The 25,296-nt window shown below is 67.0% G+C and carries 23 protein-coding genes; 5 read left to right on the forward strand and 18 right to left on the reverse strand.

What is annotated here, in order from left to right; genetic code table 11:
• Positions 1-6: 6 nt before the first annotated feature.
• Genes ASF31_RS00675 through ASF31_RS00685 form a run of 3 tightly spaced genes read right to left on the reverse strand, consistent with a single transcriptional unit; the run spans position 7 to position 1,390 of the window.
• Positions 7-489: a VOC family protein gene (locus tag ASF31_RS00675; protein WP_055752853.1), complete on the reverse strand. Its 483-nt coding sequence runs from the start codon at positions 487-489 to the stop codon at positions 7-9.
• Positions 486-947, reverse strand: coding sequence for an SRPBCC family protein (locus ASF31_RS00680; RefSeq protein ID WP_055752854.1), 462 nt, complete (start codon positions 945-947; stop codon positions 486-488). The genes ASF31_RS00675 and ASF31_RS00680 overlap by 4 nt, the downstream gene beginning before the upstream one ends.
• On the reverse strand, positions 947-1,390 hold the full coding sequence (locus ASF31_RS00685) for a VOC family protein (RefSeq protein WP_055752855.1): 444 nt from the start codon (positions 1,388-1,390) through the stop codon (positions 947-949). The genes ASF31_RS00680 and ASF31_RS00685 overlap by 1 nt, the downstream gene beginning before the upstream one ends.
• 58 nt (positions 1,391-1,448) lie before the next feature.
• Between ASF31_RS00685 and ASF31_RS00690 the strand changes: the two genes are divergently transcribed.
• Positions 1,449-2,132 carry a helix-turn-helix domain-containing protein gene (locus ASF31_RS00690; RefSeq protein ID WP_055752856.1) on the forward strand — a complete coding sequence of 228 codons (684 nt, stop codon included), beginning with the start codon at positions 1,449-1,451 and terminating at the stop codon, positions 2,130-2,132.
• Positions 2,133-2,136: 4 nt separating this feature from the next.
• Here the strand turns inward: ASF31_RS00690 and ASF31_RS00695 are convergent, their stop codons facing one another.
• Entirely contained in the window at positions 2,137-2,361 is a 225-nt protein-coding gene (locus ASF31_RS00695; RefSeq protein ID WP_055752857.1) for a flagellar basal body rod C-terminal domain-containing protein, read from the reverse strand.
• A gap of 206 nt (positions 2,362-2,567) precedes the next feature.
• Here ASF31_RS00695 and ASF31_RS00700 point away from each other — a divergent pair, with 206 nt between their 5' ends.
• The 3 genes from ASF31_RS00700 to ASF31_RS00710 all read left to right on the forward strand — a co-directional run bounded on the left by ASF31_RS00700 (position 2,568) and on the right by ASF31_RS00710 (position 5,809).
• Positions 2,568-4,466, forward strand: a complete 1,899-nt coding sequence (locus ASF31_RS00700) for a DEAD/DEAH box helicase (protein ID WP_055752858.1) — start codon at positions 2,568-2,570, stop codon at positions 4,464-4,466.
• Between the two features lie 46 nt (positions 4,467-4,512).
• On the forward strand, positions 4,513-4,836 hold the full coding sequence (locus tag ASF31_RS00705) for an Mpo1-like protein (RefSeq protein WP_026108600.1): 324 nt from the start codon (positions 4,513-4,515) through the stop codon (positions 4,834-4,836).
• An 82-nt stretch (positions 4,837-4,918) separates the two neighbouring features.
• Positions 4,919-5,809, forward strand: coding sequence for a hypothetical protein (locus tag ASF31_RS00710; protein WP_055752859.1), 891 nt, complete (start codon positions 4,919-4,921; stop codon positions 5,807-5,809).
• A gap of 74 nt (positions 5,810-5,883) precedes the next feature.
• Here the strand turns inward: ASF31_RS00710 and ASF31_RS00715 are convergent, their stop codons facing one another.
• The 6 genes from ASF31_RS00715 to ASF31_RS00740 form a co-directional block, all read right to left on the reverse strand.
• Positions 5,884-6,390, reverse strand: a complete 507-nt coding sequence (locus tag ASF31_RS00715; RefSeq protein WP_235551205.1) for a 3D domain-containing protein — start codon at positions 6,388-6,390, stop codon at positions 5,884-5,886.
• A gap of 237 nt (positions 6,391-6,627) precedes the next feature.
• On the reverse strand, positions 6,628-7,296 hold the full coding sequence (locus tag ASF31_RS00720; protein ID WP_055752861.1) for a hypothetical protein: 669 nt from the start codon (positions 7,294-7,296) through the stop codon (positions 6,628-6,630).
• A gap of 62 nt (positions 7,297-7,358) precedes the next feature.
• Entirely contained in the window at positions 7,359-8,390 is a 1,032-nt protein-coding gene (dusA, locus tag ASF31_RS00725; protein ID WP_156355808.1) for a tRNA dihydrouridine(20/20a) synthase DusA, read from the reverse strand.
• Positions 8,391-8,542: 152 nt separating this feature from the next.
• Positions 8,543-11,716: an efflux RND transporter permease subunit gene (locus ASF31_RS00730; protein WP_055752863.1), complete on the reverse strand. Its 3,174-nt coding sequence runs from the start codon at positions 11,714-11,716 to the stop codon at positions 8,543-8,545.
• Between the two features lie 2 nt (positions 11,717-11,718).
• Positions 11,719-12,870 (reverse strand): efflux RND transporter periplasmic adaptor subunit, encoded by a 1,152-nt coding sequence (locus tag ASF31_RS00735; protein ID WP_235551207.1) that lies wholly within the window; start codon positions 12,868-12,870, stop codon positions 11,719-11,721.
• 105 nt (positions 12,871-12,975) lie between these two features.
• Positions 12,976-13,317: a hypothetical protein gene (locus tag ASF31_RS00740; RefSeq protein ID WP_055752864.1), complete on the reverse strand. Its 342-nt coding sequence runs from the start codon at positions 13,315-13,317 to the stop codon at positions 12,976-12,978.
• 361 nt (positions 13,318-13,678) lie between these two features.
• On the opposite strand from ASF31_RS00740, the gene ASF31_RS00745 reads away from it, so the two are divergent.
• Positions 13,679-14,455 carry a hypothetical protein gene (locus tag ASF31_RS00745; protein ID WP_156355809.1) on the forward strand — a complete coding sequence of 259 codons (777 nt, stop codon included), beginning with the start codon at positions 13,679-13,681 and terminating at the stop codon, positions 14,453-14,455.
• A gap of 12 nt (positions 14,456-14,467) precedes the next feature.
• Here the strand turns inward: ASF31_RS00745 and ASF31_RS00750 are convergent, their stop codons facing one another.
• The 8 genes from ASF31_RS00750 to ASF31_RS00785 all read right to left on the reverse strand — a co-directional run bounded on the left by ASF31_RS00750 (position 14,468) and on the right by ASF31_RS00785 (position 25,187).
• Positions 14,468-15,346 (reverse strand): RDD family protein, encoded by an 879-nt coding sequence (locus ASF31_RS00750; protein ID WP_055752866.1) that lies wholly within the window; start codon positions 15,344-15,346, stop codon positions 14,468-14,470.
• On the reverse strand, positions 15,336-16,358 hold the full coding sequence (locus ASF31_RS00755; RefSeq protein ID WP_055752867.1) for a stage II sporulation protein M: 1,023 nt from the start codon (positions 16,356-16,358) through the stop codon (positions 15,336-15,338). Before ASF31_RS00755 ends, ASF31_RS00750 begins: the two co-directional genes overlap by 11 nt.
• Positions 16,355-17,671 carry a DUF58 domain-containing protein gene (locus tag ASF31_RS00760; protein WP_055752868.1) on the reverse strand — a complete coding sequence of 439 codons (1,317 nt, stop codon included), beginning with the start codon at positions 17,669-17,671 and terminating at the stop codon, positions 16,355-16,357. The genes ASF31_RS00755 and ASF31_RS00760 overlap by 4 nt, the downstream gene beginning before the upstream one ends.
• Entirely contained in the window at positions 17,668-18,624 is a 957-nt protein-coding gene (locus tag ASF31_RS00765) for a MoxR family ATPase (protein WP_055752869.1), read from the reverse strand. Before ASF31_RS00765 ends, ASF31_RS00760 begins: the two co-directional genes overlap by 4 nt.
• Positions 18,611-19,837, reverse strand: a complete 1,227-nt coding sequence (locus ASF31_RS00770) for a DUF4350 domain-containing protein (RefSeq protein ID WP_055752870.1) — start codon at positions 19,835-19,837, stop codon at positions 18,611-18,613. Before ASF31_RS00770 ends, ASF31_RS00765 begins: the two co-directional genes overlap by 14 nt.
• Positions 19,834-20,466 (reverse strand): DUF4129 domain-containing protein, encoded by a 633-nt coding sequence (locus ASF31_RS00775; RefSeq protein ID WP_055752871.1) that lies wholly within the window; start codon positions 20,464-20,466, stop codon positions 19,834-19,836. Before ASF31_RS00775 ends, ASF31_RS00770 begins: the two co-directional genes overlap by 4 nt.
• A gap of 115 nt (positions 20,467-20,581) precedes the next feature.
• Complete coding sequence (gene pelA / locus ASF31_RS00780) at positions 20,582-21,661, reverse strand: pectate lyase (protein ID WP_055752872.1); 1,080 nt, start codon at positions 21,659-21,661, stop codon at positions 20,582-20,584.
• A 103-nt stretch (positions 21,662-21,764) separates the two neighbouring features.
• Complete coding sequence (locus ASF31_RS00785) at positions 21,765-25,187, reverse strand: TonB-dependent receptor domain-containing protein (RefSeq protein ID WP_055752873.1); 3,423 nt, start codon at positions 25,185-25,187, stop codon at positions 21,765-21,767.
• Positions 25,188-25,296 lie beyond the last annotated feature (109 nt).

Consider the following 25,296-nt stretch of genomic DNA (forward strand, 5'->3'; position numbering starts at 1 on the left):
CTGGATTCAAACGTCGGCGACGGCGCGGTCCAGCGCCGCTATGTCGATCTTGATCATACCCATCATGGCCTGCATGGCGGCCCTGGCGCGCGCGGGGTTCCGATCGGTGGTCAATTCCATCAGGCGACGAGGCGTGATCTGCCACGACAGACCCCAGCGGTCCTTCAACCAGCCGCAGGCGTTCTCGCTGCCGCCGTCGGCGAGCAGGGCGTCCCACAGCCGGTCCGTCTCGGCCTGATCCTCGGTCATCACCATGAAGGAGACGGCTTCGGTGAAGCGAAAGTTCGGTCCACCATTGAGCGCCAGATACTGACGACCCGCCAGCACGAACTGCACCGTCAGGACCGTGCCTTCAGCGCGGGAGGGCGTATCGACCGGCGAGCGGTTGACGGCGGTGATGCGGCTGTCGGGCAGGAGGCTGACATAAAAGGCGATCGCAGCCTCGGCGTCGCCGTCGAACCACAGGCACGGAATGATCTTGTCGCTCATGTCGCGTCTCTTTCAGCCAGCGCCGCCAGTTGATCGGCGACGGCGCCCCAGCCCTGTTCGAAGCCCATGGCCTTGTGGGTTTCGGCGGCTTTTTCGTCCCAATGCCGAGCGGTGGCGGTGTAGCGGGTTCCGCCGGCCTCGGGCTCGAAGGTGTCGATCCGCACGAAGTTCATGTCGCCGGCCTGCGGAACCCAGCCCTCTGTAAAGGCGCCGGTGGAGACCAGTTTGCGGCCATGCACCACCTCCAAAAACACGCCGGAATAGGGATGCCGCTCGCCCTCGGGCGAGGCCATTTCCACATTGGCCCGCCCGCCGACGCGCAGGTCCCAATCCACGACCGGCGTGGTCCACGGGCGAGGGCAGAACCACTCGCCGGTGCGCTCGGTGTAGATCTTCCACACCGTCTCCGGCGAGGCCTTGATCAGACGGCTGATGCTCAGTTCGCGACCGTCACCCATCACGACACCATGGCGTTGGCGGCGAAGGCTTCGGGACCGGCGGCGACGGCGGCCGGGTCCATCCACATCGGTTCCCAAATATGACCGTCCGGGTCGGCATAGCCGCGCCCATACATGAAGCCATGATCCTGAATCGGGTTTGGATCCATAAGGCCGCCCGCTGCACCCGCGCGTTCGACCACCGAGTCCACAGCCTCTCGGCTGTCGAAAGAAATGCACAGCGACATCTGCGCCGAGGCATGGGCGTCGGGGATCGCCCGGTCGGTGAAGGTGCGCCATTTGTCATGGGTCAGCAGCATGACATGGATCACGTCCGACACCACCATACAGGCGGCCGTGTCGTCGCTGAACATCGGGTTTTTGGTCGCGCCGACGGCTTCGTAGAAGGCGATCGATCGGGGCAGGTCGGCGACCGGCAGGTTGATGAAAATCAGCTGGGCCACGGCGTTTCCTCTCCTTGTTATTTGCGAAACCTGACTCCGATGCTTACAACAGTCAACTATGAAGTTAGAAAAGATAACTAATAAGGCCGGTCGCCGATATCACGACGCCTGCGGCGCAGCGCACGGACTGGACCTGATCGGCGAGCGCTGGGCTCTGCTGGTAATCCGCGAACTGATGATGGGTCCGCGCCGGTTCGGCGATCTGCGAAAGGATCTGCACGGCATTTCCGCGAACGTGCTGACCCAGCGTCTGGAGGGGCTGGAGGCCTCGGGCATCGTGACCCGCCGCAAACTGCCGCCGCCTGCGTCGGTGCAGGTCTATGAGCTGACGCCCTGGGGATACGAGATTAAGCCGGTCTTCATGGTGCTGGGCGGCTGGGCGGCGCGCTCGCCTCGCCACGACCCGACTCTGCCGATCAGCGCGGTGTCGATCATGCAGTCGTTCGAGACCATGTTCGATCCGGCCCTGGCCGGGGACGCGGCGATGACCGTCGGCTTCGTCTTCGGCGACGAGCCTTTCGTCGTTCAGATCGAGAAGGGGACGATCATGACCCGCCGCGGCCCCACGGACGCCGCCGATGTCGTCCTGACGACCCAACCGCCGCTGGTCGCCGCCTGTGTCTACGGCAAGGTCCCGCCCGCCGCCTTTGAGGCTGACGACCTGATGACCCTGACCGGCGACCGGGCCGTGTTCGACCGCTTCGCGGGCCTCTTTAACCTGCCTGAGAAGGCGCCGGTCTGAAGCTTCAGGCCAGCATGTCCAGCAGCGTGCCGGTCATGTCGTCCGCGGTGCGCAGAACGGCGGCGTTGGCGTTGAAGGCGGTCTTGGCCTGGATCCGGCCCACGGTTTCCTCGGCGAGATTGTCCAGCGGCGCGGCGGCGGTGCGACGCGCGCTGTTGTCGAACCGGTTCTGCGCGGTCGTCATTCCGGCGGCGGCGATGGCCAAACTCGAAAGGGATTGGGCTTGCATGGCGAAGCTCCGGACGCGGTGGGTTCGATCGCCAGACTGCGTCTTTCAGGTCAACGTCGCCTGAAGGAACAGGGTGAACGGCGTTTTCCGCCCCGCTTGCGCCCTTATTGATGTATAGAGCGCCATCATTCGCCCGGCCTGAGGTCTGACCTCGGCCGGGCGCGGTCGTTTCGGCGACCGCTCTTGTCCGTTGTCCCAGGTTTCCTATGCCCTTTCCCGCCGTCCATCCCGCGCTCGACCGCGCCCTGATCAACAAGGGCTATGCCGAACCCACTCCGGTTCAGGCCGCCGTGCTGGAGGCGGAGCATGCGGATCGCGACCTACTGGTCTCGGCCCAGACGGGTTCGGGCAAGACCGTGGCTTTTGGTTTGGCCGCTGCGCCGACCCTGCTGGGCGACAAGCCGATCTTCGGCCCCGGCGGCGCGCCGCTCTGCCTGGCCATCGCGCCCACGCGGGAACTGGCCATGCAGGTCGCGGCCGAGCTGCAATGGCTGTACGCCGACTCCGGCGCCAAGATCGCCACCTGCGTCGGCGGCATGGATGCGCGCCGTGAAGCCCGCGCCCTCAGCTTTGGCGTCCACATCGTCGTCGGCACGCCCGGCCGGCTGAAGGACCACATCGACCGGGGCAATCTGGACCTGTCCGAGCTGAAGGTCGCCGTCCTCGATGAGGCCGACGAGATGCTGGACATGGGCTTCCGCGAAGACCTGGAGCACATCCTGGATCAGGCGCCGGCCGAACGCCGCACCCTGCTGTTCTCGGCGACCATCGCGCGCGAGATCGCGACGCTGGCCAAACGCTATCAGAAGGACGCGGTCCGCATCGACGCGACCGACAAGACGCGCCAGCACGCCGACATCGAATACCGCGCCTACCGCATCGCGCCCAACGAGATCGAGCACGCGGTCGTCAACACCCTGCGCTGGTTCGAGGCGCCGCGCGCCATGGTCTTCTGCTCGACCCGCGACAGCGTGCGTCACCTGCAATCGTCCCTGCTGGAACGCGGCTTCTCGACCGTCAGCCTGTCGGGCGAAATGGGTCAGCGCGAGCGCACCGACGCGCTGCAGTCCCTGCGTGACGGCCGCGCCCGCGTCTGCGTCGCCACCGACGTCGCCGCGCGTGGTCTGGACCTGCCGGACCTGGGTCTGGTCATTCACGCCGAACTGCCGATGAACCGCGCCGGCCTGCTGCACCGTTCGGGCCGGACGGGCCGGGCGGGCAAGAAGGGCATCTCGGTCATGCTGGTCCCACACTCGCGCCGTCGCAAGGCCGAGCGGTTGATGGACGAGGCCGGCGTCGACGCCGTCTGGACCGGCGCCCCGACCTTCGATGAAATCCGCAAGGCCGATGAAGGCCGTCTGCTGTCGCCCGAGTTCTTCGAGGCCGACGTCTCCGACGAGGACATGGTCGTCGCAAAGCGGATGATCGCCGAGCGCACGCCCGACGAGATCGCCGCCGCCCTGGTGCGCCTGCTGCGCAAGGAACAACCGGCGCCGGAAGAACTGTCCGATCCGGGTTCGGACCGCGGTCCTGCCAAGCGCGAACGCACCGTGCGCAACGAAGACGGCACGGCGGCCCAGCCATGGCCAGGCGACCGCCTGGGCGCCGATGATGTGGTCTGGTTCCGTCTGGACGTGGGCCGCAACAAGAACGCCGACCCCAAATGGCTGATCCCGCTGATCTGCCGCATCGGCGGCATTTCCAAGCCTCAAATCGGCGCCATCCGCACCTTCCCCGAAGAGACGCGGTTCGAGGTCGCCAAAACCCACGAGAAGGCTTTCCGCCAAGCCGTCGCCGCCTCCAAGGACGAGGTGAAGATCACGCCGTCGGAAGCCCCGACGCCCGGCTCGATGAAGGCCAGCCGCTTCGCCGGCAAGCCGCGCGAGGATGGCGACCGCCCCTTCAAGAAGACCCCCTACAAGCGCGCCGATGGCGGAGAGGGCGACGCCCGCCCGCCGTTCAAGAAGAAGCCCTGGGCGCCGAAGGCTGATGGCGGCGCCAACCCGCGCTCGAACGCCTCGGGCGACAAGCCCTATGCCAAGAAGCCCTTCAAGGCCAAGCCGGGCTTCAAGAAGGACGGCTTCAAGGGCAAGCCGAAGGGCTGATCTGCGACCACTTGCCTGATCGTGGGCGGAGGCGCACCCTCCGCCCATGAGCACGCCGTCCGCACCCGAGGGCCGTTACGCCTCGTTCGAGGCCTTCTATCCCTATTATATCCATGAGCATTCCAACCGGACGTGTCGGCGCATCCACGTCGTCGGCACCTTTCTGGTGATCTCGGCCTTCGTCGCCTTCGTGGCGACGCGGAACGCTTGGTGGCTGCTGGCCATGCCGCTGCTGGGCTACGGCTTCGCCTGGGTCGGGCATTTCTTCTTCGAAAAGAACCGGCCCGCGACGTTCAAATATCCGCTGTGGAGCCTGATGGGCGATTTTCGCCTGTTCTTCGAGACGGTGACGGGCAAGCGCCGCTTCTGAAGGACCGCATTTCAAGCTGCACGGTTCGCCGAAACGGAATAGTCTCCCCCTGCGGCGTTGCGCCGCTGCTGGAGGGAGCATCATGAAATCCATCGCCGTCATCGCCGCTGCGTCCGTGCTGCTCGCCCCTGGCGTCAGCCTGGCCCAGAAGAGCGGAGCCAAGCCCGACTTCACCCTGGACCCCAACTACGGTTCGGTGCGGCTGGAGACCGGCTTCACGCCCGATCCCTGGACCAAGTCCATCCTGGCGGGCGGTTCGATCGCCGCCTCGGCCGCCCAATCGGGCTGTGAGGGCAAGGTTAGCGCTGCGCCCGATCTGCAACTGAACTTCGAAGCCGGCGATCTGGACCTGACCATCAAGGCGGTCGCCAGCGAGGACACCACGCTGCTGGTCAACAGCCCCGGCGGCCGCTGGTACTGCGACGACGACAGCGGCGGCGACCTGGACCCGATGGTGACCATCTCCAATCCCGAGAGCGGCCGTTACGACATCTGGCTGGGCACCTATAACGACAATATGGTCCAGTCGACGCTGCAGATCAGCGAACTGGGCGGCACGGACACGACGGCGGGCGCGGCGCCCAATATCGACCTAGAGCCCAACTACGGCACGGCCAACCTGCGCGGCGGCTTCACCCCCGACCCCTGGACCAAGTCGATCCTGGCGGGCGGTTCGTCGCCCGCCTCGGCCGCCAAGTCGGGCTGCGAAGGTTCGGTCAGTTCAGCCCCGGACATCCAGATATTCTTCGAGCCGGGCGACGCCGATCTGACCTTCCGCGTCCGCGCAGACGAGGACACAACCCTGCTGATCAATACGCCTAACGGCCGCTTCTATTGCGACGACGACGGCGCGGGCGGCGTCGATCCGAAGGTGACGATCACCAATCCGCAGAGCGGCCGCTACGACATCTGGGTCGGCACCTATAACGGCTCGATGGTGCAGTCGACGCTGGAAGTGTCCGAACTGGACTGATTGGCGCAAGGCTTCAAACACGAAAACGCCGGCTGACCTTCGCGGTCAGCCGGCGTTTTTCATGATCGGCCGGATCAGTTGGAAGCGGTGGTCCAGGCCGGGGGGCAACCGTCGAAATCGCCGGCGTCCACGATGGTCAGGGTGCGCATGTTCAGGCGCTGCGCCTGGTTCATCGAGCCGCGACCGTTGCCGGTATAGAGGTCGATTTTCTGGCCCTTGATCGCGCCGCCGGTGTCGGAGGCGTACCAGTAGCCGTCGTGGATCGAACCGTCGGCCAGCCGCATGCCGACCGTTTCGCGGATGAAGAGCTTGGTGCGGCGCGGGATCACACGGGGATCGACCGCGACGGTGCGCATGGCGATCGGACGGCAACCCAGCGAATCGTTGCCCGTCGCGCCGCCGCCGCCTGCGTGATAGAGGCGCGCCGACGCGCGCCAGTCCGGATCGGAGGCCATCAGCTCGGCCTGTTCGGCGTTCAGGGCGGTCTCGACTTCATCGGAACCGACGATGGCGGCAGGGGTTTCAGTCCTGACTTGATCCGCCGCTACGACGTCATTGTAGGGGACAGGCCCGCTCGTCACAGACGATACGGCAGCCCAAAGCATGGCGATAGCAGCGGAGGCGCCGATCATGAGTTTCGCTCAGGAGACACCGGCTCCCAACGCCGCCGGCGCTGGCCTTGTCGCGTTAACCTGTGGCGGAAAAGTGGCGAAACCCGCCCTGGCGCTGTCTGTTACGATTTGTTTCTAGGTTAACGCCCTGTTTTGTATAATCAATTTATCCCCAGCCTTAGCGCTTGGGGACGACGCCCTCGGGCTTCAGAACTTGAAGTTGAGGCCCGCCTGAAGCACCGGCAGCACCTTGTAATCATCGGCCTCGGCCTGAATCTCACGCTCTTCCTGATCCAGACGAGAGCGGAAGGTGGGATCGTTCGACAAGGTCCCGCCGCGGGCGTCCAGGTTCACTTGCGGCGCATCGCCAAAGGCCGCGCCGGCCAGAATGCGGAAGCCGAGCCTTCCGCCGCGCGTAAAGGTGTTGTCATACCCCAGGCCGACGAAGGGCGCGGTGCTCTCCAGGTCGATGCGGCCGGTCAATGTCCCGACCTGGGCCGGGGTGAAGGTCGCGCCGCCGACATTGACGTTTCCGGTGGGCGTCGCATCCAGATCGACCTTGCGATCGCCGAAATAGGCCCCGCCCGAGATCAGAAAGCCGTTGCGGAACGGATGCAGGTCCACAAAGGCGCCCGGCGACTTGAAGTCGATCTTGGCGTCGTAATCGATGCCCTTATAGGTCTGGTCCCGATCCCATTTCAGCACGTCATAGCCGCCGCGCAGCACCACGACCGGGCTGAGCGCGAACTGGGCCTGAAGGCCGGCGCCCGGCGTGCCTACCTGGGCGCCGACGGCGAACCGGCCGTCAGCCTGCGCCAGGGCCGATGTGGCGGGCAGGGCGGTCGCGATGACGGCGGCGATCAGCAGGGTCTTCATGGCGCGCAGGTCCGAAAAAGGCAGGGTTCTCTTAACCTTGCCAGCCGGCTCTGAAGATTGGGTTACGCCGCCCAGTCGCCGGGCGCCGTGTCGCGCCTCGCCTCGGCATCGCGCACAGCCTCCGCCGCGCGGTCCAGCACCTCCAGCCCGGCGCCGGGCTTGATCGCCTCGACCGTCAGAATGCGACGGAACGCCCGCGCGCCCGGCCGGCCGTGCATCAGGCCCAGCATATGCCGCGCCATCGCAGGCAGGGCGACGCCCTCATCCAGACGCGCGGCCATATAAGGCCGATAGCGCTCCAGCGCGGCGAAGGCGTCGGTGTCCTCAACCGGCTCGCCATACAGGCGACGATCCGCCTGCCCCAGAATGGCCGGTTCGTGATAGGCGGCGCGACCCAGCATGACCCCGTCCAGCTTCACGCCGTCGACCTCGGCCAGATGCGCCTCGGCGGCGTCCATAGAAGCGATGCCGCCATTGATCGAGATGTTCAGATGCGGCCGCTCGCGCTTCAGCCGGCGCACCAGATCATAGTCCAGCGGCGGCACGTCGCGGTTCTCCTTGGGCGACAGACCCTTCAGCCAGGCCTTGCGCGCATGGACGACGAAGACCTCGATCCCGACGGCGGCGCAGGAGTCCACCGTGGCGAACAGGCTGACGGCTGGATCCTGATCGTCCACGCCGATGCGGCATTTGACGGTTGCGGGCACGCTGACAGCCCCCTTGATCGCCGCCATGCAGTCGGCCACCAACTCCGGCTCGCGCATCAGACAGGCGCCGAACCGACCCGACTGCACCCGGTCCGACGGGCAGCCGACGTTGAGATTGATCTCGTCATAGCCGAACGCCTCGCCGACCTTGGCGGCCTCGGCCAACTGCGCCGGATCCGACCCGCCCAGCTGCAGGGCCACCGGATGCTCCAGCGCATCGAACCCCAGCAGCCGCTCGCGATCCCCGTGCAACACCGCCGGCGCCGTCACCATCTCGGTGTAAAGCAGCGCCTTGCTCGTCAACGCCCTGTGGAACGCCCGGCAATGCCGATCGGTCCAGTCCATCATCGGGGCGATGGACAGCGTGCGCGCTTGATTTATCGACATTGTGGAAGGCATCAAACAGTGGCGGATGACGTGGGCGCTCGATCAGGAAGAGGCGCTATATAGGCGAGACCGTCTTCGAACGCGATAATTCGCAGCCCTCGTGAGCCTTGGGATCGATTGGCGTCACGCAGGCCTTGTCCAATCGGCGTTGGTCAGTCTGGAACCGCACCGGCTTTCCGCCATGCCGCGAGCACCGGCAGGACGATCAAGGTCAGGACCGTTGCGGTGGTCAGGCCGCCGATGACGACCGTGGCCAGGGGCTTTTGCACCTCGGCGCCGGCGCCTGAGGCGAAGGCCATGGGCACGAAGCCGAGGACGGCGACCAAGGCCGTGGTCAGGACGGCGCGCAGGCGGCTGACGGCGCCGTGGAGCGCCGCCTTGGCCGGCGGGTCGCCCTCGGTCAGGCGTTGGCGGATGGCCTGCATCAGCACCAGGCCGTTCAGCGTCGCCACGCCTGAGACGGCGATGAAGCCGACGGCCGCGCTGATCGACAGCGGCATCCCGCGCAGCGCCAGCGCCAAGGCGCCGCCCACCAGGGCCAGCGGCACGCCCGCGAACACCAGGGCCGCGTCCTTCCATGATCGCAGCGCCAGCACGAGCAGCAGGCCGATGGTCAGGAAGACGATCGGCACGATCAGCGCCAGACGGGCCGACGCGCGTTGCAGGTTCTCGAACTGACCGCCCCAGTCGATCCAGCCGGATGGGGGCGACTGGACCTGTTCGGCGACCTTGGCTTGCGCCTCCGCGACGAAGCCGCCCAGGTCGCGTCCGCGGACATTGGCCTGGACGATCATGCGGCGCTTGCCGTCGGCGCGGCTGATCTGGTTCGGTCCTTCGCCGACGTCGAAGCGAGCGACCGAGGACAGGGGCACGGTCGGCGCCCCGGACTGGGCGTTCTCGGGCATGACCGGCAACTGCTCCATAACGGCTGGATCGGCGCGCAGGGCGTCGTCCAGCCGCACCACCACATCGAAGCGTCGGTCGCCCTCGTTGACCTGACCGGCCGAGCGACCGGCGAAGGCGATGGCCAGGGCGTCCGCAGCGTCGGAGGCATGGATCCCTTGCGCCGCCGCCACCGTGCGATCCACGCTGGCGGTGATGGTCGGCTGGCCCGAAACCTGCTCGACCCGTACGTCCGCCGCGCCCTGGATGCCGTTCAGGACGCCCGCGACCTGCTGGGCCGTGCGCTCCATGGCGGCGAAATCATCGCCATAGACCATGACCGCCACGTCCGAACGCACACCCGCGATCAGTTCGTTGAACCGCATCTCGATGGGCTGGGTGAACTCGTAATTGTTGCCCAGCAGGGTGGAGAGCCGCGTCTCCATATCCGCCACCAGATCGACTTTCGGCAGTCGCGGATCGGGCCAGTCTTTGCGATCTTTCAGGATAACGAAGGTGTCCGAGATCGATGGCGGCATGGGGTCAGATGCGACTTCTGCTGTGCCGGTGCGGGTGAAGACCCGATCGACCTGGGGCATGGCCTTCAGCGCGCGCTCGACCTGAAACTGCATCGCCTGGCTCTGTTCCAGCGAGGTCGAGGGCACGCGCAGCGCCTGGACCAGCACATCGCCCTCATCCAGTTGCGGCACGAACTCGCGCCCCAATGTCAGGAAGGCGAGGACGCCGGCCAGCAAGGCGACACCCGCGCCGGCCAGGACGCGCCGTGGTCGGGCGATGGCGTGTGCAAGAAGCGGCTGGTAATGCGCCTTGGCCGCGCGGGTCAGCCGCGTCTCCTCATGATCCGCCCTGGGCTCGCGCACCAACAGGGCGGCCATGGCGGGCACGAAGGTGAAGCTGAGGATGAAGGCGGCGGCGAGCGCCAGCATGACGGTGGCGGCCATCGGGCCGAACATCTTGCCTTCCACCCCTTCGAACATCAGCAAGGGCGCATAGACCAGCAGGATAATCGCCTGGCCGAAGGCCGCCGGCCGGGCCATTTCGCGCGCCGAGGCGGCGGCGACCGACAGCCTTTCGGCGGTCGTCAGCGGCCGCCCGGTCTCCGCCTGCTTCAGGCCCAAACGGCGCAGGGTGTTCTCGATCACCACCACGGCGCCGTCGACGATCAGGCCGAAATCCAGCGCGCCCAGGCTGAGCAGATTGGCGCTGATCCCGAAACGGTTCATCGCCGAGGCGGCGAACAGGAAGCTCAGCGGAATCACCAGGGCGGTGATGATCGCCGCCCGAACGTTGCCCAGGGCGAAGAACAGCACGGCGACGACCAGCAGGGCGCCGAGCAACAGATTGTGCTCCACCGTGCGGATGGTCGCCTCGACCAGTTCGGTACGGTCCAGTTCGGGCTTGAGGACCACGCCGGGCGGCAGGCTGGGCGCAATGGCCTTCAGCCGTTCGCCGACGCGGTGCGCCACCTCTCGCGAGTTCTCCCCCTGAAGCATCAGGGCCGTGCCGACCACCGTCTCGCGGCCGTCGGCGCTGGCGGATCCCAAACGGGGCGCGCGGCCGATCTCGACCGTGGCCACGTCGGACACTCGGATCACCTGGCCGCCCCGGTTCAGGATCGGCGTCTGGGCGAGGTCGTTCAGGTTCTTCAGCCGAGCGTCGGCGCGTACGATATAGGCCTCGCCCGCACGGTTGACGTATCCGGCCCCAGCGATGCGGTTGGCGTGCTCCAACGCCTCGACCAGTTGCACCAGTCCGACGCCATAGGCGGCCAGTCGGCTGGGGTCGGGGTGGACCGCATATTCCTTCACATAGCCGCCCAGCACATCGACGCCGGCGACGCCGGCGACGCCGGGCACGGTCTTCAGCTGGGGCGCGACGAGCCAGTCCTGAACCGTGCGCAGATAGGTGGCCTTCTCCTGGTCAGTGACGAGGCGTTCGCCCTCGGGCGTGACATAGACCGCCCCGGTCCGCGCCGCAGGGCCGGTCAGTTCCAGCGTCCAGATATAGACTTCGCCCAGGCCGGTCACGACCGGACCCATCGAGGGAGAAAGCCCCCCTGGCAAATCTTCGCGCGCGGCCTGCAGTCGTTCATTGACCAGATTGCGGGCGAAATAGATGTCGGTCGCATCAGTGAAGACGGCGGTGATCTGCGAGAAGCCATGGCGCGACAGGGAGCGGGTCTCGGTCAGGCCCGGCAGCCCCGCCAGCGCCGTCTCCAGCGGGAAGGTGACCTGGCGTTCGACCTCCTCAGGGCCCAGCGCCGGCGCCACCGTCGTGATCTGCACCTGGCGATTGGTGATGTCGGGCACGGCGTCGATGGGCAGATGCAGCAGTTCGCGCCCGCCCAGGATGGCCAGGACGACGGCCAGTCCCACGACCAGCCAGCGGAAACGCACGGAGGCGTCGATGATCCGGTTCAGCATGATCAATGTCCGTGCTCGGCTTCGCCCTTGGCCAGTTCGGCCTTGAGCAGGAAGGTGCCGACGCCGGCGATACGCTCGGTCCCGGTCAAGCCGGACACGATCTCGATCCGACCGTCCGAGGTTCGTCCGGTTACGACCGGGCGCGCACGGAACCCGCCGTCCTCTTGAACGAAGACGGACGGCGCGCCCTCTATGGTCTGGACCGCGTCGATCGGCACGACAGGCGTTCCTGAGCCCGCGCCGGCCGAAACGCGGGCGGAGACGACCGATCCCGCCGGGGGCGTCTCGCCAGCGGGCCGCGCGCGAACCACGACGACCCCGTTCGCATTGGCCGGGGCGATGGCGACGACGACGCCGGACATGACGCGCGATCCGGCGACCGTGCTTTCCAGCCTGTCGCCGACCTTCAGAATCGCAGCGGCGGCGGGTGGCGCCTCGAACACCAGTTCGACACGGCCGGGATCGGCGACGGCGGCGACCTGCAAGGCCTCTTCGTGCAGCACCTGACCCGGCGACGCGCTCAGACGAGTGACGACGCCCGCGATGGGGCTGCGCACCACCGTCAGACCGTCCGCTCCGGGCCCGCCGAATGCGCCGACACGAGCGCGGGCGGCGCGGTGTTGCGCCTCCGCACGGCGGGTCTCGGCGGCGGTGACGTCCAAGCGCGCCTGTGACACCCAGCCCTGTTCGAACAGGGTGCGATCGCGCCGTTCGGCGGCGCGCGCGGCCTGGACCGTCGCGCCCGCCGCGTCGGCGTCCGCCCTTGAGGCGGCGCCGTCCGGACTGCGCACGGTGATTAGCGGCGAACCGGCCGCCACGCGATCGCCCAGACCGACGTGGACGCGCACCACGGCGCCGCCCAACGGCGCATCCACCGCAGCCTCGGCGCCGGGCGCAAAGGCGACGCGGCCCGGCAGCTTCAGCTCGGCGCCGCCGCCGCGCTGCACGGCGACGACCGACACCCCGGCTTGAGCCGCCTCCTGCGGCGTCAGGGCGACGAAGGCCGCTTCGCCAGCTTCGTCTTCGGCGTCGCCCGCCTCGGCGTGTTCGGCTTCGGTTGGCGGTCGGTCCAGAATGCGGGCGGCGCCAAAGCCCGCGCCTAATGCGATGACCACGGCGGCGCCGGTCATCAGCCAGTATGTCTTCGAAATCATGATCGATCCTCGCCTGGCGCACGGCCGGGCCCAGAGTTCAGGACGCGCGACGTCTTCGCCACGCGCAGGGCTCAGGAAGGGCCGGACGCCAGGTCCGGCCGAGGATCAGGCTCTCGGTGGGCGCTCGGGACCGTCAGGCCGCCCGAGCGGGCAAGCGACGCTGTCGCTCCACGCCTGAGGCTGGCCGAAGACTGCGATGAAACGCGGCGTCGCCAGGTCGCTGGACATGGCGGAATGGGGCGCATGACAGCAGCCGTTGGCGCACGCCGGGCCGCAGTCAGGACATTGACCATCAGCGCCGCCGACCGTCTCGACCACCTGGACGCCGCCTGAGCCTTCTGCCGCGCAGGCATGGCTTTCAAACGCAGGCATGGCGAAGGCGACCGTCAGCAGCAGAGCACTGACGAAGCCAAGTCGACGCACCATTTCCCGCAGCGCTTTGGTCATCCGCGGCCTTCCTAACACCCTCGTCCAGAAAAGTCCTCGCTACAGATGGTCGGCTTCCTCGGACAAGCGATGGCTTGAGGTTCGACGCGCGGGCTCACCTCTGTAATGCACTGGCGAGGCTGCGGTGCAGCTTCTACAACCGTGCGACGCATCAGCAGGGGAGGCAGGTTTGCGGGGTGAGGTTCAAACGTTCGACGAGGCGACCGGATTCGGTTTGATCCTCGGCGACGACGGCGAGCGCTATTCGTTCACGAAGGAGGACGTTCAGCCGCCTTCAGTTGTCGAGCGCAGTCAGCGAGTCGATTTCATCGCCGAGACCGAAGGACGCGCACAGCAGATCATCGCCATGCGGCCACCGAGGGTGACCCCCGCGATCACTGGCGGCGCAGGCAGCGGGGTGTTCGACCTTGGTCGTGTGATCCAGCGGACCTTCGGCGCGATCAAGCAGAACGCCGCCGTCTTCTTCGGCGCGGCGGCGCTTCTGGTCGGCGCGCCCAGCATTCTGTCGGCCTTTGGCCAAAGCGCGATGTTGAACGAAGATTTCGGACCGGGCGTCTTGATGATGATGGTAGGCGTGGTGTTGAACTTCGTCGGCCTGTATCTTTTGCAGGGCATGGTGGTGAAGGCGGCCGTGAACGGCTTCAACGGCAAAACGACCGCGTTTGGCGACGCCTTCAACGTCGGGGTTCAGAACTTCCTGCCGCTGTTGGGCCTGGCGATCGTCGCCTCCATCGGGATGATGCTGGGCTTTCTGTTGTTGATCGTGCCGGGCATCATCTTGTCGGTCATGTGGTCGGTCGGCGCTCCGTCCGTGGTGGTCGAAAAGCGCGGCGTGTTCGCCAGCCTGCAGCGCAGCCGCGAACTGACCAAGGGCTATCGCTGGCAGGTTTTCGGCCTGCTTGTGATCTATGTGATTCTGTCGTGGATCATCGGCGCGGCGATCGGCGGTCTTAGTCTGGCGACCGGGGGAACCCTGACCGGGGGCACGCCCAACTTGGCTGTCAATCTGATCACCGAGCCCATCGTCAACATCTTGTCCGGGGTCGTCGCATCGGCCGGCGTGGCGGCGCTTTATCACGAGTTGCGCTCAGCTAAGGAAGGCGTCGGCTCTGAGGAACTGGCCTCGATCTTCGATTGATCGCGCGATCCGTCAGACGTCGTGCTTGTCGCGGCGTCTGACACCCATAAGCAGCTTCTGCTCCAGACGGCCACGCAGGGCGGCATAATAGGCGCTGAGGAAGTCCCGATCCGTATCGTACGGGCCACGCGTCCAGCCGATCTTTTTGGCGATGCGGTCGGCGACGTCTCGAAAGGTCTTGCGGTCGCCCTGTCGAAGCAGGGTCTCCAGAACATGCAGTTCCTTGGCGCCATAGGCGTCGAGCTGCGCCGGGGTGAAGGCGTAGGCGGCCATCCGCGTCGCCCCGTCTTCGGCCATGTCGCGGATCAGCTTGCGACGCGGCGCGCGCACGACCCAGGTGCCCCCGATCAGGTCGCCGATGCGCAGCCGATCCTTGTTGAACAGGGGGAAGAAGACGAAGATCGCCGCCCAGACGAAGGCCAGCAGATACATCCAGCCGTCGACGCCGCCCTCCTGGCTGCGGGCGACCAGGATGGACAGGGGCAGGAAAACCTCCAGTTCGCGCATGGCGTTGCGGGCGAAGACGGCCTCGGCCTTCAGCCGTCCGCCGTCGCGCGAGGCGACGCGCAGTCCCATGATCCGCTTGCCCGGCGTGGCGGCCGCCGCCGACAGCTCGAAGGCCGTGAAATAGAAGTTCCGCAGCAGGAAGAAGACGATCAGCCAGATGACAGCGACCATTTCGGCCCCCGTCACGCCGGCGACGCTGGCGCTGGCGCCGAAGGCGAAGGCCGAGGCGATGGTGAAGACGATCAGCACGCCGATGATGACGGCCGCGTCGAGCAGAAAGGCGCCGGCCCTCTGACCCGCATCGCCGATGTTCAACCGCAGGTCCACGCCCTCGGGCGTGACGAAGGCGCGCTCGGTGCGGGGCGCGATGTGATTAGCGGACATGAATGGACTCCGCGACGGCGGGGCGGGGCGCATAGAAATACAGACCCCAGATCAGGGCGGTCGCCGCCGCGACCGCGTAACGCAAGCCGGTGTCGACGATCAGCTGGCGGCCGAACCCTTCCAGCAGCCCCGCGAACATCAGCATCACCACCACGCCGCCCATGGCGATGCCCGCAGTGCGCCCGGCCTCCACGGCCGCGTCCAGCCGTCGTCTTTGACCGGGGAAGGCGACGGCCCAGCCGATCCGCAGGCCTGCCGCACCCGCCAGGATGACGGCGAACAGTTCGGTCACGCCGTGGATCAGCAGCCAGCCGCCCAGCTCGAACCCCAGCCCCCGACTGGCGAACAGGGCGAAAAAGGCCCCCAGGGTCGCGCCATTGTAGAGGATCAGCAGGCCCGTCGGCAGGCACAGGGCGAACCCGAGCGCAAAGGCCAGCAGGGCGACCTGGGCGTTGTGGGTGAACAGATAGGCGGCGAAGGCCGACAGGCCTTGCGCCCCGTCCGCGCCGTCCAGGGTGGCGCGCAGGGTCTCGGCTGAGGCGGCGGGATCGCGCCCGCCGCTGAGATCTGCCGGAACGAAAGCGTAGAACCATTCCGGCTCGTGCATCACCAGCCAGGCGCCGACCAAGGCGCCCAGCAGCATCAGGGCCGCCGACACAAGGGTCTCGCGCCACAGTCCGCGCACGGCGGCGGGCCAGTCGGTGCGGAAGAAGGCGACCAGCCGATCCTGAATCGTCGCCCGCGAGCCATAGACGAAGAAATAGGCCCGCGCCGACAGGGTCTCCAGATACTCGATCAGCCCCTGGTCCAGCGAGGTCTCGCGCGCCACCGACAGGGCCGACAGGGTCGAACGATACAGGACCGGAACCGCCAGGATCTCGGCGTCGGTCAGTTTGGACGCGGAGCCCTTCTCGGCCTTGTCCATCAGCCGCTCCAGGCGGCGCCAGTCGTCCTCGCGCGCCTGGCGGAAGCGCTGGCTCTTCAGCAGCCCGGAGGGAGGCACGTCGGTCACAGCAGATCCCTCCGTTTCAGGTCCAGATAGGCGTTGACGACCTCGATCCCGACGCGATCGGCTGGGGCATCGACGATATGCGCCCCCATGCGCCGCAACCGTCCGATCACCGTCTCGCGTTCACGCAGCAGGGTTCCGGCGACGACGGCGCGAGAGACATCCTCGGGGGCCTGGGGTTCGACGGCGGTCAGGCCTTCCAGCTCATCGTCGCGCAGGACGACGAACAGGACCAGATGACGGCGCAGCAGCCGCCCCAGCGACTCGATCATAAGCTCGGCGGCCGTGGTGTCGGTGAAGTCGGTGAAGACGACGATCAGCGAGCGGCGCTGGAGCCGGCCCGACAGGGTCGCCAGGGCCAAGGTATAGTTGGTCTCGTGCGTCGAATAGTCGATGCGGCCGACGACGGCCTGAAGGGTGCGAAACGCGTCCAGACCACCCACGGCGCCGGTGGCCACGCGCGGCTGGGAATCGAAGGCGAAGACGCCCGTCCGGTCGCCCGATCTCAGGCAGGCGTAGGACAGCAGCAGCGCCGCATGAATAAAGCGGTCGATGCGCGGCATTCCGCCGACCGGTTCGCTGGCCGCCCGCCCGCAGTCCAGCGCCATGATGACATTGTGGTTTCGCTCGGTGCGAAACTCCTTGGCCAGCAGGGCCGCGTGGCGGGCCGACTGTTTCCAGTCGATGGACCGGCGATCCATCCCGGCCTGAAAGTCGCGCAGGGCCTGAAACTCCGAGCCCTCGCCGATCTCCAGCTGGGTCTTGGCGCCGAACAGGGCGTCGCGGGCGAACAGGCGAACGGCCTGATCGCGGACCCATTGCAGGTCGGTCAGGACCGGCGCCGCCAAATCGAGGGCGAAGGTTTTCTGCTTCCAGGCCAGGCCCATCGGTCCATGCCAGCGGACCCACAAGGCCTTCAGGTCGGCTGCGCCCCGCCGGTTGGGCGTGAAGGGAAAGGCCAGGACAGCGGCGCGATCCGACACCGTCGCACGGCGCGACGCCTCGTCCAGCCCCAGCCGGGCGTCGCCGGACAGGGCGGCCTCGACGGTCTTCGGGGCCGGGCCTCCGGCGTCGAAACGCACTGTGAGTTCGGCCCGGTCGGACCGCCCGACGGCCGCGCGCACCGGCCGAGGCTGGTCCAGTTCCAGCCGGGAGCGCGAGCCGCCGCGCAACGCGTCGAAGGCGACGAGCAGCAGGACTCCTGCGATCCAGACCGGCCCGGCCAGCCAGCCCGCAGGCGTCAGGACGCCGGCCAGCAGGGCGACGGGAACGCCCGCCGCCATCGCCGTCACCGCGCGTCGGGTGGGGTAGATCACCGGGGCGCCGCCACCTGATCCACCAGGCCGGCCAGCACCTGTTCGACGCGCCGTCCCTCGATCTCGGCCGCAGGCGACAAGACAAGGCGGTGACGCAGGGCTGGGATGGCCAGGGCCTTCACATCGTCGGGAATGACGTAGTCGCGGCCGTCCAGCGCCGCCCGCGCCCGCGCCGCGACCGCCAGCATGGCCCCCGCACGCGGGGACGCGCCGGTCTCCACATCGGCGGATGTCCGTGTCGCCCGCACCAGGCCGGTGATGTAGCCGATCACCTCGTCCGTCAGGCGCACGTCCGCGACCGTGTTCACTGCCGCATCGATGACGGCCGCGTCGGCGACGACCTCGACCCCCAGCGCGATCGGGTCCATCAGGCCGGTGCGCGAACCGTGGGCGGCGACGATGGCGCGCTCCTGCTCCAGGCTGGGATAGTCGAGCACCTGTTTGAACAGGAAACGATCCAGTTGGGCCTCGGGCAGGGGGTAGGTGCCCTGCTGCTCTATGGGGTTCTGGGTGGCGACGACGGTGAACCGTCGGCTAAGGGCGTGGGCCTCGCCGTCGATTGTGATGTGACGCTCCTGCATGGCTTCCAGCAGGGCGGCCTGGGTCTTGGGCGGGGTGCGGTTGATCTCGTCCGCCAGCAGCAGTTCGCAGAAGATCGGCCCGCGCGTCAGGGTGAAGCTGGACGTCTGGAAGTTGAACAGGTTCGATCCGATGATGTCGCCGGGCATCAGGTCGGGCGTGAACTGAATGCGGCCGTAGTCGAGACCAACCGTGCGCGCGAACGTCTGGGCCAGCAGGGTTTTGGCCGTGCCGGGCGGACCTTCCAGCAGAACATGGCCGCCGGCGAACAGGGTCGTCAGCAGCATATCGACGGCCTCTTCCTGACCGACCACGGCCTTGGCGATCTCGGCGCGGATGCGCTCGGCGATCGTCTTCACCTCATTGACGTCCACGGGTCAGCTCCTGGTTCCAGCGATGAAGGGCGCCGGCGACCCGCATCAGGTCGGCCGGCGACTTGGCGGCCCGGGCCTGTTCAGCCAGGGCGGTGTAGGTTTCGGTCGCGCCGGTGGTTCGGCCGACACGGTCGAGGAAGGCGTCCAGCGCCCCCTCGTCCAGATTGCGCGGCGGCCCGATGGCGCGGGCGACTGTGGCGCGCACCAGAAGGGCGTAGGGCGCGGCCATCCGGTGTTCGCGCCGCGCCAGGCGAACGAGACCGGCGGTGTTGTCCGCCAGGCCCCGCTTGCCAAGCGCGATGACACGGCTCCTCTCGCGCGCCGGGCCGAAGCGAACGGCGGCCTGGAAACCGGCGAAGACGGCGAGCGCGACCAGCACCAGGGTCATGCCCAACAGCGGCGGTTCCAGCATCAGCCGCAACATGTTGCGGGTGCGCTGGAAGCCGTGGAGCGTCAGGTCGAACATCACGGGCGCCTCATCGGCGCGCACGATGTCGATCAGGGCGACGGCGGTCTTCGCGCCATCAAGGGTCTTCAGCCCAGCCGTGTCGATCAGGTCGGGATCGGCCAGGACATAGGTGCGCAGTTCTCGATGCATCGCCAGGACGGCGCGGCCCTGATCGTCGACGACGACCGGGATCCAGTCGGGGCCCTCCAGGGTGCGCAGCGCCTCGATCCGGACCGGCCGTCCGAACGACGCGCCATCGGGACGGCGCAAGGCGACGGTCGCGCCGCCTTTGCGCTCGGTCAGTTTCAGGCCGCTGCGCAAATCTTTCGGCAGAGACGCCACCACGCTCTGGGTCGGTTGCACGCCCACAGTCTTCACCCAGCCGGCATGGTCGGCATCCGGTATGGAGGTCCATTTGGGCAGGACGATCAACGTCGCGCCGTAATGCTCGATGTCGTCGATCTGTTCGGGTTTGGTCTGGATCGACGGCGTTAGGATCAGCAGGCTTTCGTCCGACGTTTCGGAAAGCGTCCCCCGGTTCATCACAACCGGCACACCCAGGCCACGCAGAAGGGTCGGCAGACCGCCGAAACCGGTGGACGACCGCGACAGGGCATGGCCGCCGCCGTCGTTGCCGGATTTGAGTTCCGGCGCATAGGCCGACAGGACGCCGAGCCCCGCCAGCGCAACCACGCCCACCAGCAGCAACACGATCATGGTGACCGGCGAGAACCCGCCGCTTGCCGCGCCTTCGGACCGGCTCATGCGCGCCAGCCCTCGGGCAGGGCGAAGGCCTCATAGGCCTGCCGGCAGTCGGCGAAATCCTGAGCGCCGACGGGTGCTCCGCCGAACAGGCTGCGCTCCACCATCCGGCCGATCAGGTCGAAAGCGGGTCGCGCGGCGTCCGGCAGGGCCTTCAATCGGGCGATCTCGCGGGTGGTCAGGGAAATCCGAACGGCGCGCGGCTGGCGCTGTTCGATGTCCTGAACGCTGCGCAACAGAAGCAGGTGGGCGGCGTCGGCATACAGGCCGCGTGCGGCCAAGGCGTCGGCGTCGGCCAGCAGATCGCGCGCGGCCTGCGCCTCCGGACGCCACTGCGCCTCCGCTACGATCCTGGGTTTCTTCGGTTTCGCCGGCGGGGCGCGCATCCGAAGGACTTCCCTCACGATGGCGTACAGGATCAAGCCGGCGACTATCAGCAAACCGATCCAGAAGACCCATTTCAAAACAGGCGCGATGAAATGAAGCGCGTCGCCGATCCAGTGCAACCAGCCGGGCGGCTTGATGTCGGGGCGCTCGAAACCGACCCGATCGAACTGGAGCGAACCATCCTTCAGCAGGCGAGCATGTGCCGTGGCCAGGGCTTCATCTGTGGGCGAAGCCCGATCCTGCATTTCGAAAACGCACCCCTACCCAACAGCCAAGCCATACCGCCCCGTCAGATCGAGTCAACCACAGGCGCCTGTCTGATACGTCCCTTGCTATTTTTCTCATCCGACCAGAGTGAAATCAGGCGCGGTCGTGCAGCTTCGCCTGCCAGGCCGGATAGTCGCGGGTAAGCAGGGTTTCGGGCCATTCGCCGACGTAGCGATAGCCGTTGCGGCGTTCGTGCTCGATCTGCATCAGGTCGCGCCGGATGATGGAGTCGCGCCCGATGTAGATGGGGCGGCCGTCTTCCAGATCGTAGAATCGGGCCCAGATGCGCGTGCCGGGCTTTGGGGCGAGGATGCGGTCGCGGCGGCCTTGGGCGTCGGTGACGAAGACCTCGGTGGTGTCGGCAAGCGCGGCGCTCTCCAGCCAGGCGACGGCGCCGTCCACGGCGGCGACGACCTCGAGGCTGGGGTCGGGCAGGCGCATCAGGAAGCGCACGATGCCGACGCTTTCCTGGCCCGACAGCGACGGGGGCTCGAACCGGCGCGCCCAGGCGGGGGCCAGGGTCCGGGCGTCGTGTTGGGCGCACCAGCCGGTCAGGACGCCGTCGCGCCGCACCTGGGTCTTCAGCAGGGTCTCGACCCCGCGCGCCACGGCCTGACGCGCCCGCTCGCGCCGCGCTTCGTCGACGAAGCCATAGGGCGCCGCGCCATCGCCCACATCGCGCAACAGCTCGAGCACATGGACCATGGCGTCGTCGTTATAGGTGATCTGGTCGTGATAGCCGCCGCGCAGCGGATAGAACTGGGCCCAGCCGCCGTTCGGCTGTTGCGCCGCCAGCAGATAGTCGAGACCCCGGTCGAAGGCGGCGCGGCTTTCGGCGTCCCCGGACGTGATCGTCCGCGCCAGAAAGGCCAGCGGCTGGGTCGTGCCGCCATTGTCGATCGTGTTGGTCAGCGCGGCGTCCGCATCGGGGCGGGGCGGGGCGAACAGGTCGGTGTTCTTGGGCCAACCGCCTTCGGCCGATTGATGCTGAATTATGATCGCGGCCAGTCGATACGCTTCGGCCGATCCATACCAGTCGGCCGGACGGCGCAGGGCGGCGCTGTTCCAGGCGGCGGCGGGCGAGGCGGCGACGGTTTCTTGCGCTGACGCCGGCGCTGACGTGACGCCGGCCGCGATCGCCAGGACGCCGAGGATGAGGGCCGTATGCTTCATCGAGAGCCTTTCGGGGTCGGCAAGAAGAAGGGGACGCCGATGTTTCGCGGCGTCCCCTTAAAGGGACAGCGTCCCGGGAGAAGTCAGCTGTTGATTGTCGTCATCAGAACACGAACCGCGCGCCGACGAAGTACTGGCGGCCGGTCGAGCCATAGTTGTTGACCACCGGATCGGCCTGATAGGCCCAGCGGGTGTCGGTCTGATTGGTGAGGTTCAGCGCTTCGGCGGTGAAGGTGACGTTGTCCGTCAGCTTGTAGGTGAAGGACGCGTCCACGTTCAGCGTCTCTTCCGAGCCGATGAAGTCGTTTATCAGCGGCGAGTCGCACACGCCCGGATCGCACCCGCCCGACGCCAGCGGATAGGTCGTCTGATAGGCGGCGCGATAGGCCGACGAGACACGCGCGCTCCACTTCTCGACCTCATAGAAGATCGTGGCGTTGAACGACTTGGGCGAGGCCCCCAAGAAGGGCGCCGTGCCGGTCAGGTTGCGGGCCGGGTCCAGGATGTATTCCAGCTCGGATTCGATCTGGGTGTAGTTGGCCTGGATACCGAAGCCGTCGAACGGCGCGGGCAGGAAGGTGAAGTTCTGCTGATAGGCGATCTCGAACCCGTCCAGCTTGCCGCCCGGCGCATCATTGTACTGACGCACCTGGAAGGGCAGGTCCTGGTCGATGTAGGCCCGGCGGCTGTCGGAGGCGACATCGGTCAGGCCGTCATAGGCGGCGCGCAGATTGGCGATCTGTTCGGCGTCGAAGATCTCGCTCAGCTTGCCTTCGCGCAGCACCACCTGCGGGAAGCTTTCGATCTCCTTGTGGAACACCGCGACCGACAGGATGGCGTCGCGGGCGAAATACCATTCGACGTTGAAGTCCAGGTTGGACGCCCGGAACGGCTTCAGCTTGGTGTTGCCCAGGGTGATTGCCGCATTGGATCCGTCGAACTGGGCCGGGTCCGCGCCGATGCCGACCGGAACGGTGAAGGCCGTGACGCCGGGCTGCAGAGCCGTCATCTGCGGGCGGGCCATGACCTTGGCCGCCGCAAAACGCAGCATCAGCTTGTCGTTCAGCTCCCACACCAGGTTCATCGACGGCAGGGTGTCGTTGTACTGGTTGTCGTTCTCGACCGGACGGCCGCTGGGCGAGCGTCCGCGGGAATCGATCTTGGTCTCGGCGCGACGCAGTCCGGCGTTGCCGCGCAGTTCGCCCATGAACAGCGGCACGCGGAAGTCCATCTGGCCATAGTAGGACAGGCTGTCCTCATCGACCCAGAAGGTGTTGACCCCGCCGTTGCGCAGGTCCGACAGACGCCAGTCGCCCCAGGCGTTGATACAGTCGCAGTCGAAGCCGAAGCGGTTCTTGAAGGCTTCCAGATTGGGCGCGAAGAAGCTGGTCGGCGTGCCTTCGGGCACGTTCAGCCCGTCGCCCCAGCTGACCAGCTGTCCCATCTGGCCGACGGTCGTGGCGGCCGCCAGTCCGGAGCGCACGCCCTCCAGCAGCGACGGGTTCATCGTGTCGCTGATCAGCCGCTCGTAGCGGGTGTAGTAGAAGTCGAACTTGCGCTTGCCGATGCCGAACTTGAACGTGAAGTCGTCGTTCAGATCCCAGACGAAGTCGGCCTTGGCGGTACGGTAGCCGTTCTCGGTGATGGTCCGGTAGTTGCGAATGGCTGAATAGCCCTTCACGAAGTCCCAGCTGTTCGGATTGGCCACGTCGAAGCCGAACTTCATGATCGGCATATCGCCGCCTTCGCGGTCGTCATAGACGAAGTAGTCATTGCCCGCGACGCCCTGGCCCGAATCGAGCCGGATGAAGTCGACCAGCAGGCCGGTGTTCTCATTGGTCGACTTGGAATCGCCGACCAGCAGCGACATGCGGAAGGTGTCGCTGAACTCGTGCTCGATGTTGATCGAGTTCTGACGGAATTCGGTGGTGTAGCCGCCCTGATCGACCGCCGAGCGGAAATCGACATTGCCCAGCACCAGATAGTTGGCGTTGGCGCCCGTCTCGCTCAACCCCGCATCGATCAACCGCACCGACGGCCGGCCTATGAACGCGCCCCGCATGGCCAGATACTGGGGGTGCGCGACGTAACCGACCGATCCCGGCTGGTTGTAGTAGTCGTAGACGTCCAGGTTGTTGGGATTGAAGCTGCCCGTTCCGGCGGCCAGATTCTGGTTGGTCGCGCCGGGCGCCGTGGTGAAGATCGGGGTGGAGCCATACAGCGACTGGCCGCAGTCGATCGCGTCGCGGAACTCGGTCGCGGCCTGGGTGGCGCAGTTGGCGTAGGCGGCGCGACGGTTGGCGTAGGAGTTGTTGGTCGCGCTGGTCGTCGGATAGGTCTGATAGCTGAACGCCGTGGTGGTGCGGTTGCCGTTGGTGTTGTTGCGGTTCAGGCCCACCGGGCCGATCTGATAGTTGGTCGAAATCTGCGTCATCTTCGAATACAGATTGTCGAAGTTGATCGTGGTCCGCTCGGTCGGACGCCACTGACCCGACAGGGTCACCCCCAGCCGGTCCTGCTCCACGTCGCGGTGGTTCAGCGTCGCCAGAGCCGGAATGCGCACCAGCGAGCCGCGCGTCGCGCCGCCGTTGATCAGATTGTAGGCGGCCGGGTTCGAGCCGATCAGCAGATTGCGCGCCTCCGGATTGGTGACGCGGGGCAGGGCGGTCGCCGGATTGGTGCCGATGGGCAGGGCGAAGCCCTGGTGATCGCCTGCAGCGTTGGTCCCCACGTTATTGAAGGTCGCGCCGCGATAGGTGTAGTCGAATGAGCCGACCTGACGCGAGTAGCTGTCGATGGCCTGCGTGCGCTCGTTATAGGCGACCGAGCCCAGAAGCCCGAACTCCCCGATCTTGCTGGTCCAGCGATCGGACGCCAGCAAGGCGAGGCGCGGATTGTGAGTGCCGCCGTTCTCGTAATAGGCGTCCTGAAGCGTCAGGGCCAGGCGGCGTTCCTTGAAGTCGAACGGACGTCCCGAGATCAGATCGACCGTGGCGCCCAGCGAACCCTCGTCCGTCTGGGCGTCGGCGGACTTCTGAACCTTCAGCGAGTTGAACAGCTCGGACGCGAAGGTGTTGAACTGGAAGCCCCGGTCGCGACGCAGGGCGCCGTCGGCGTTGCTGGCGCCCGAGGTGGACAGGGTCTCCAGCCCGTTCAAACGCACGCGGGTGAAGTCGCCGCCGAGGCCGCGCACCGAGATCGAATTGCCTTCGCCGTTCTCGCGGTCGATCGACACGCCCGGGATCCGCTGCAGCGACTCCGCCAGATTGGCGTCCGGGAAGTCGGCGATGTCCTCGGCGTTGATGACGTCGACGATGGTGTTGGACCGGCGCTTTTCGGTCAGGGCGCTGGCCAGCGAGGCGCGGATGCCGGTGACGACAATCTCGCCCACTTCGGTGGCGTCTTCGCTGGGAGTCTCCTGCGGCTGGACCTGGGCCTGAACCGGGGCGGCGAACAGCATGGCCCCCATGACGAGCGCGACCGGCGAGGCCGCCGCGCGCAAATATCCCGTGGGTTGAGTTCTCATCCGCTTCCTCCGTTTCGTCGTGCTCCAGACCTCTTTGCGGGCCGGATGCCGACAGTCCCCTGTCCCTCGAACGCCGAGGAACTCCAAAATCTCGTGATGAGATCGACGC

This window comes from Brevundimonas sp. Leaf280, from assembly GCF_001422455.1.
In the GTDB taxonomy this organism is placed as follows: domain Bacteria; phylum Pseudomonadota; class Alphaproteobacteria; order Caulobacterales; family Caulobacteraceae; genus Brevundimonas.

Bases quoted from the DNA above. Each gene is read 5' to 3' on its own strand.
- ASF31_RS00675 (WP_055752853.1), bottom strand. From the start codon at position 489: ATGAGCGACAAGATCATTCCGTGCCTGTGGTTCGACGGCGACGCCGAG.
- ASF31_RS00680 (WP_055752854.1), bottom strand. From the start codon at position 947: ATGGGTGACGGTCGCGAACTGAGCATCAGCCGTCTGATCAAGGCCTCG.
- ASF31_RS00690 (WP_055752856.1), top strand. From the start codon at position 1,449: ATGAAGTTAGAAAAGATAACTAATAAGGCCGGTCGCCGATATCACGAC.
- ASF31_RS00695 (WP_055752857.1), bottom strand. From the start codon at position 2,361: ATGCAAGCCCAATCCCTTTCGAGTTTGGCCATCGCCGCCGCCGGAATG.
- ASF31_RS00700 (WP_055752858.1), top strand. From the start codon at position 2,568: ATGCCCTTTCCCGCCGTCCATCCCGCGCTCGACCGCGCCCTGATCAAC.
- ASF31_RS00705 (WP_026108600.1), top strand. From the start codon at position 4,513: ATGAGCACGCCGTCCGCACCCGAGGGCCGTTACGCCTCGTTCGAGGCC.
- ASF31_RS00710 (WP_055752859.1), top strand. From the start codon at position 4,919: ATGAAATCCATCGCCGTCATCGCCGCTGCGTCCGTGCTGCTCGCCCCT.
- ASF31_RS00720 (WP_055752861.1), bottom strand. From the start codon at position 7,296: ATGAAGACCCTGCTGATCGCCGCCGTCATCGCGACCGCCCTGCCCGCC.
- dusA (WP_156355808.1), bottom strand. From the start codon at position 8,390: ATGTCGATAAATCAAGCGCGCACGCTGTCCATCGCCCCGATGATGGAC.
- ASF31_RS00730 (WP_055752863.1), bottom strand. From the start codon at position 11,716: ATGCTGAACCGGATCATCGACGCCTCCGTGCGTTTCCGCTGGCTGGTC.
- ASF31_RS00735 (WP_235551207.1), bottom strand. From the start codon at position 12,870: ATGATTTCGAAGACATACTGGCTGATGACCGGCGCCGCCGTGGTCATC.
- ASF31_RS00740 (WP_055752864.1), bottom strand. From the start codon at position 13,317: ATGACCAAAGCGCTGCGGGAAATGGTGCGTCGACTTGGCTTCGTCAGT.
- ASF31_RS00750 (WP_055752866.1), bottom strand. From the start codon at position 15,346: ATGTCCGCTAATCACATCGCGCCCCGCACCGAGCGCGCCTTCGTCACG.
- ASF31_RS00770 (WP_055752870.1), bottom strand. From the start codon at position 19,837: ATGAGCCGGTCCGAAGGCGCGGCAAGCGGCGGGTTCTCGCCGGTCACC.
- ASF31_RS00775 (WP_055752871.1), bottom strand. From the start codon at position 20,466: ATGCAGGATCGGGCTTCGCCCACAGATGAAGCCCTGGCCACGGCACAT.
- pelA (WP_055752872.1), bottom strand. From the start codon at position 21,661: ATGAAGCATACGGCCCTCATCCTCGGCGTCCTGGCGATCGCGGCCGGC.
- ASF31_RS00785 (WP_055752873.1), bottom strand. From the start codon at position 25,187: ATGAGAACTCAACCCACGGGATATTTGCGCGCGGCGGCCTCGCCGGTC.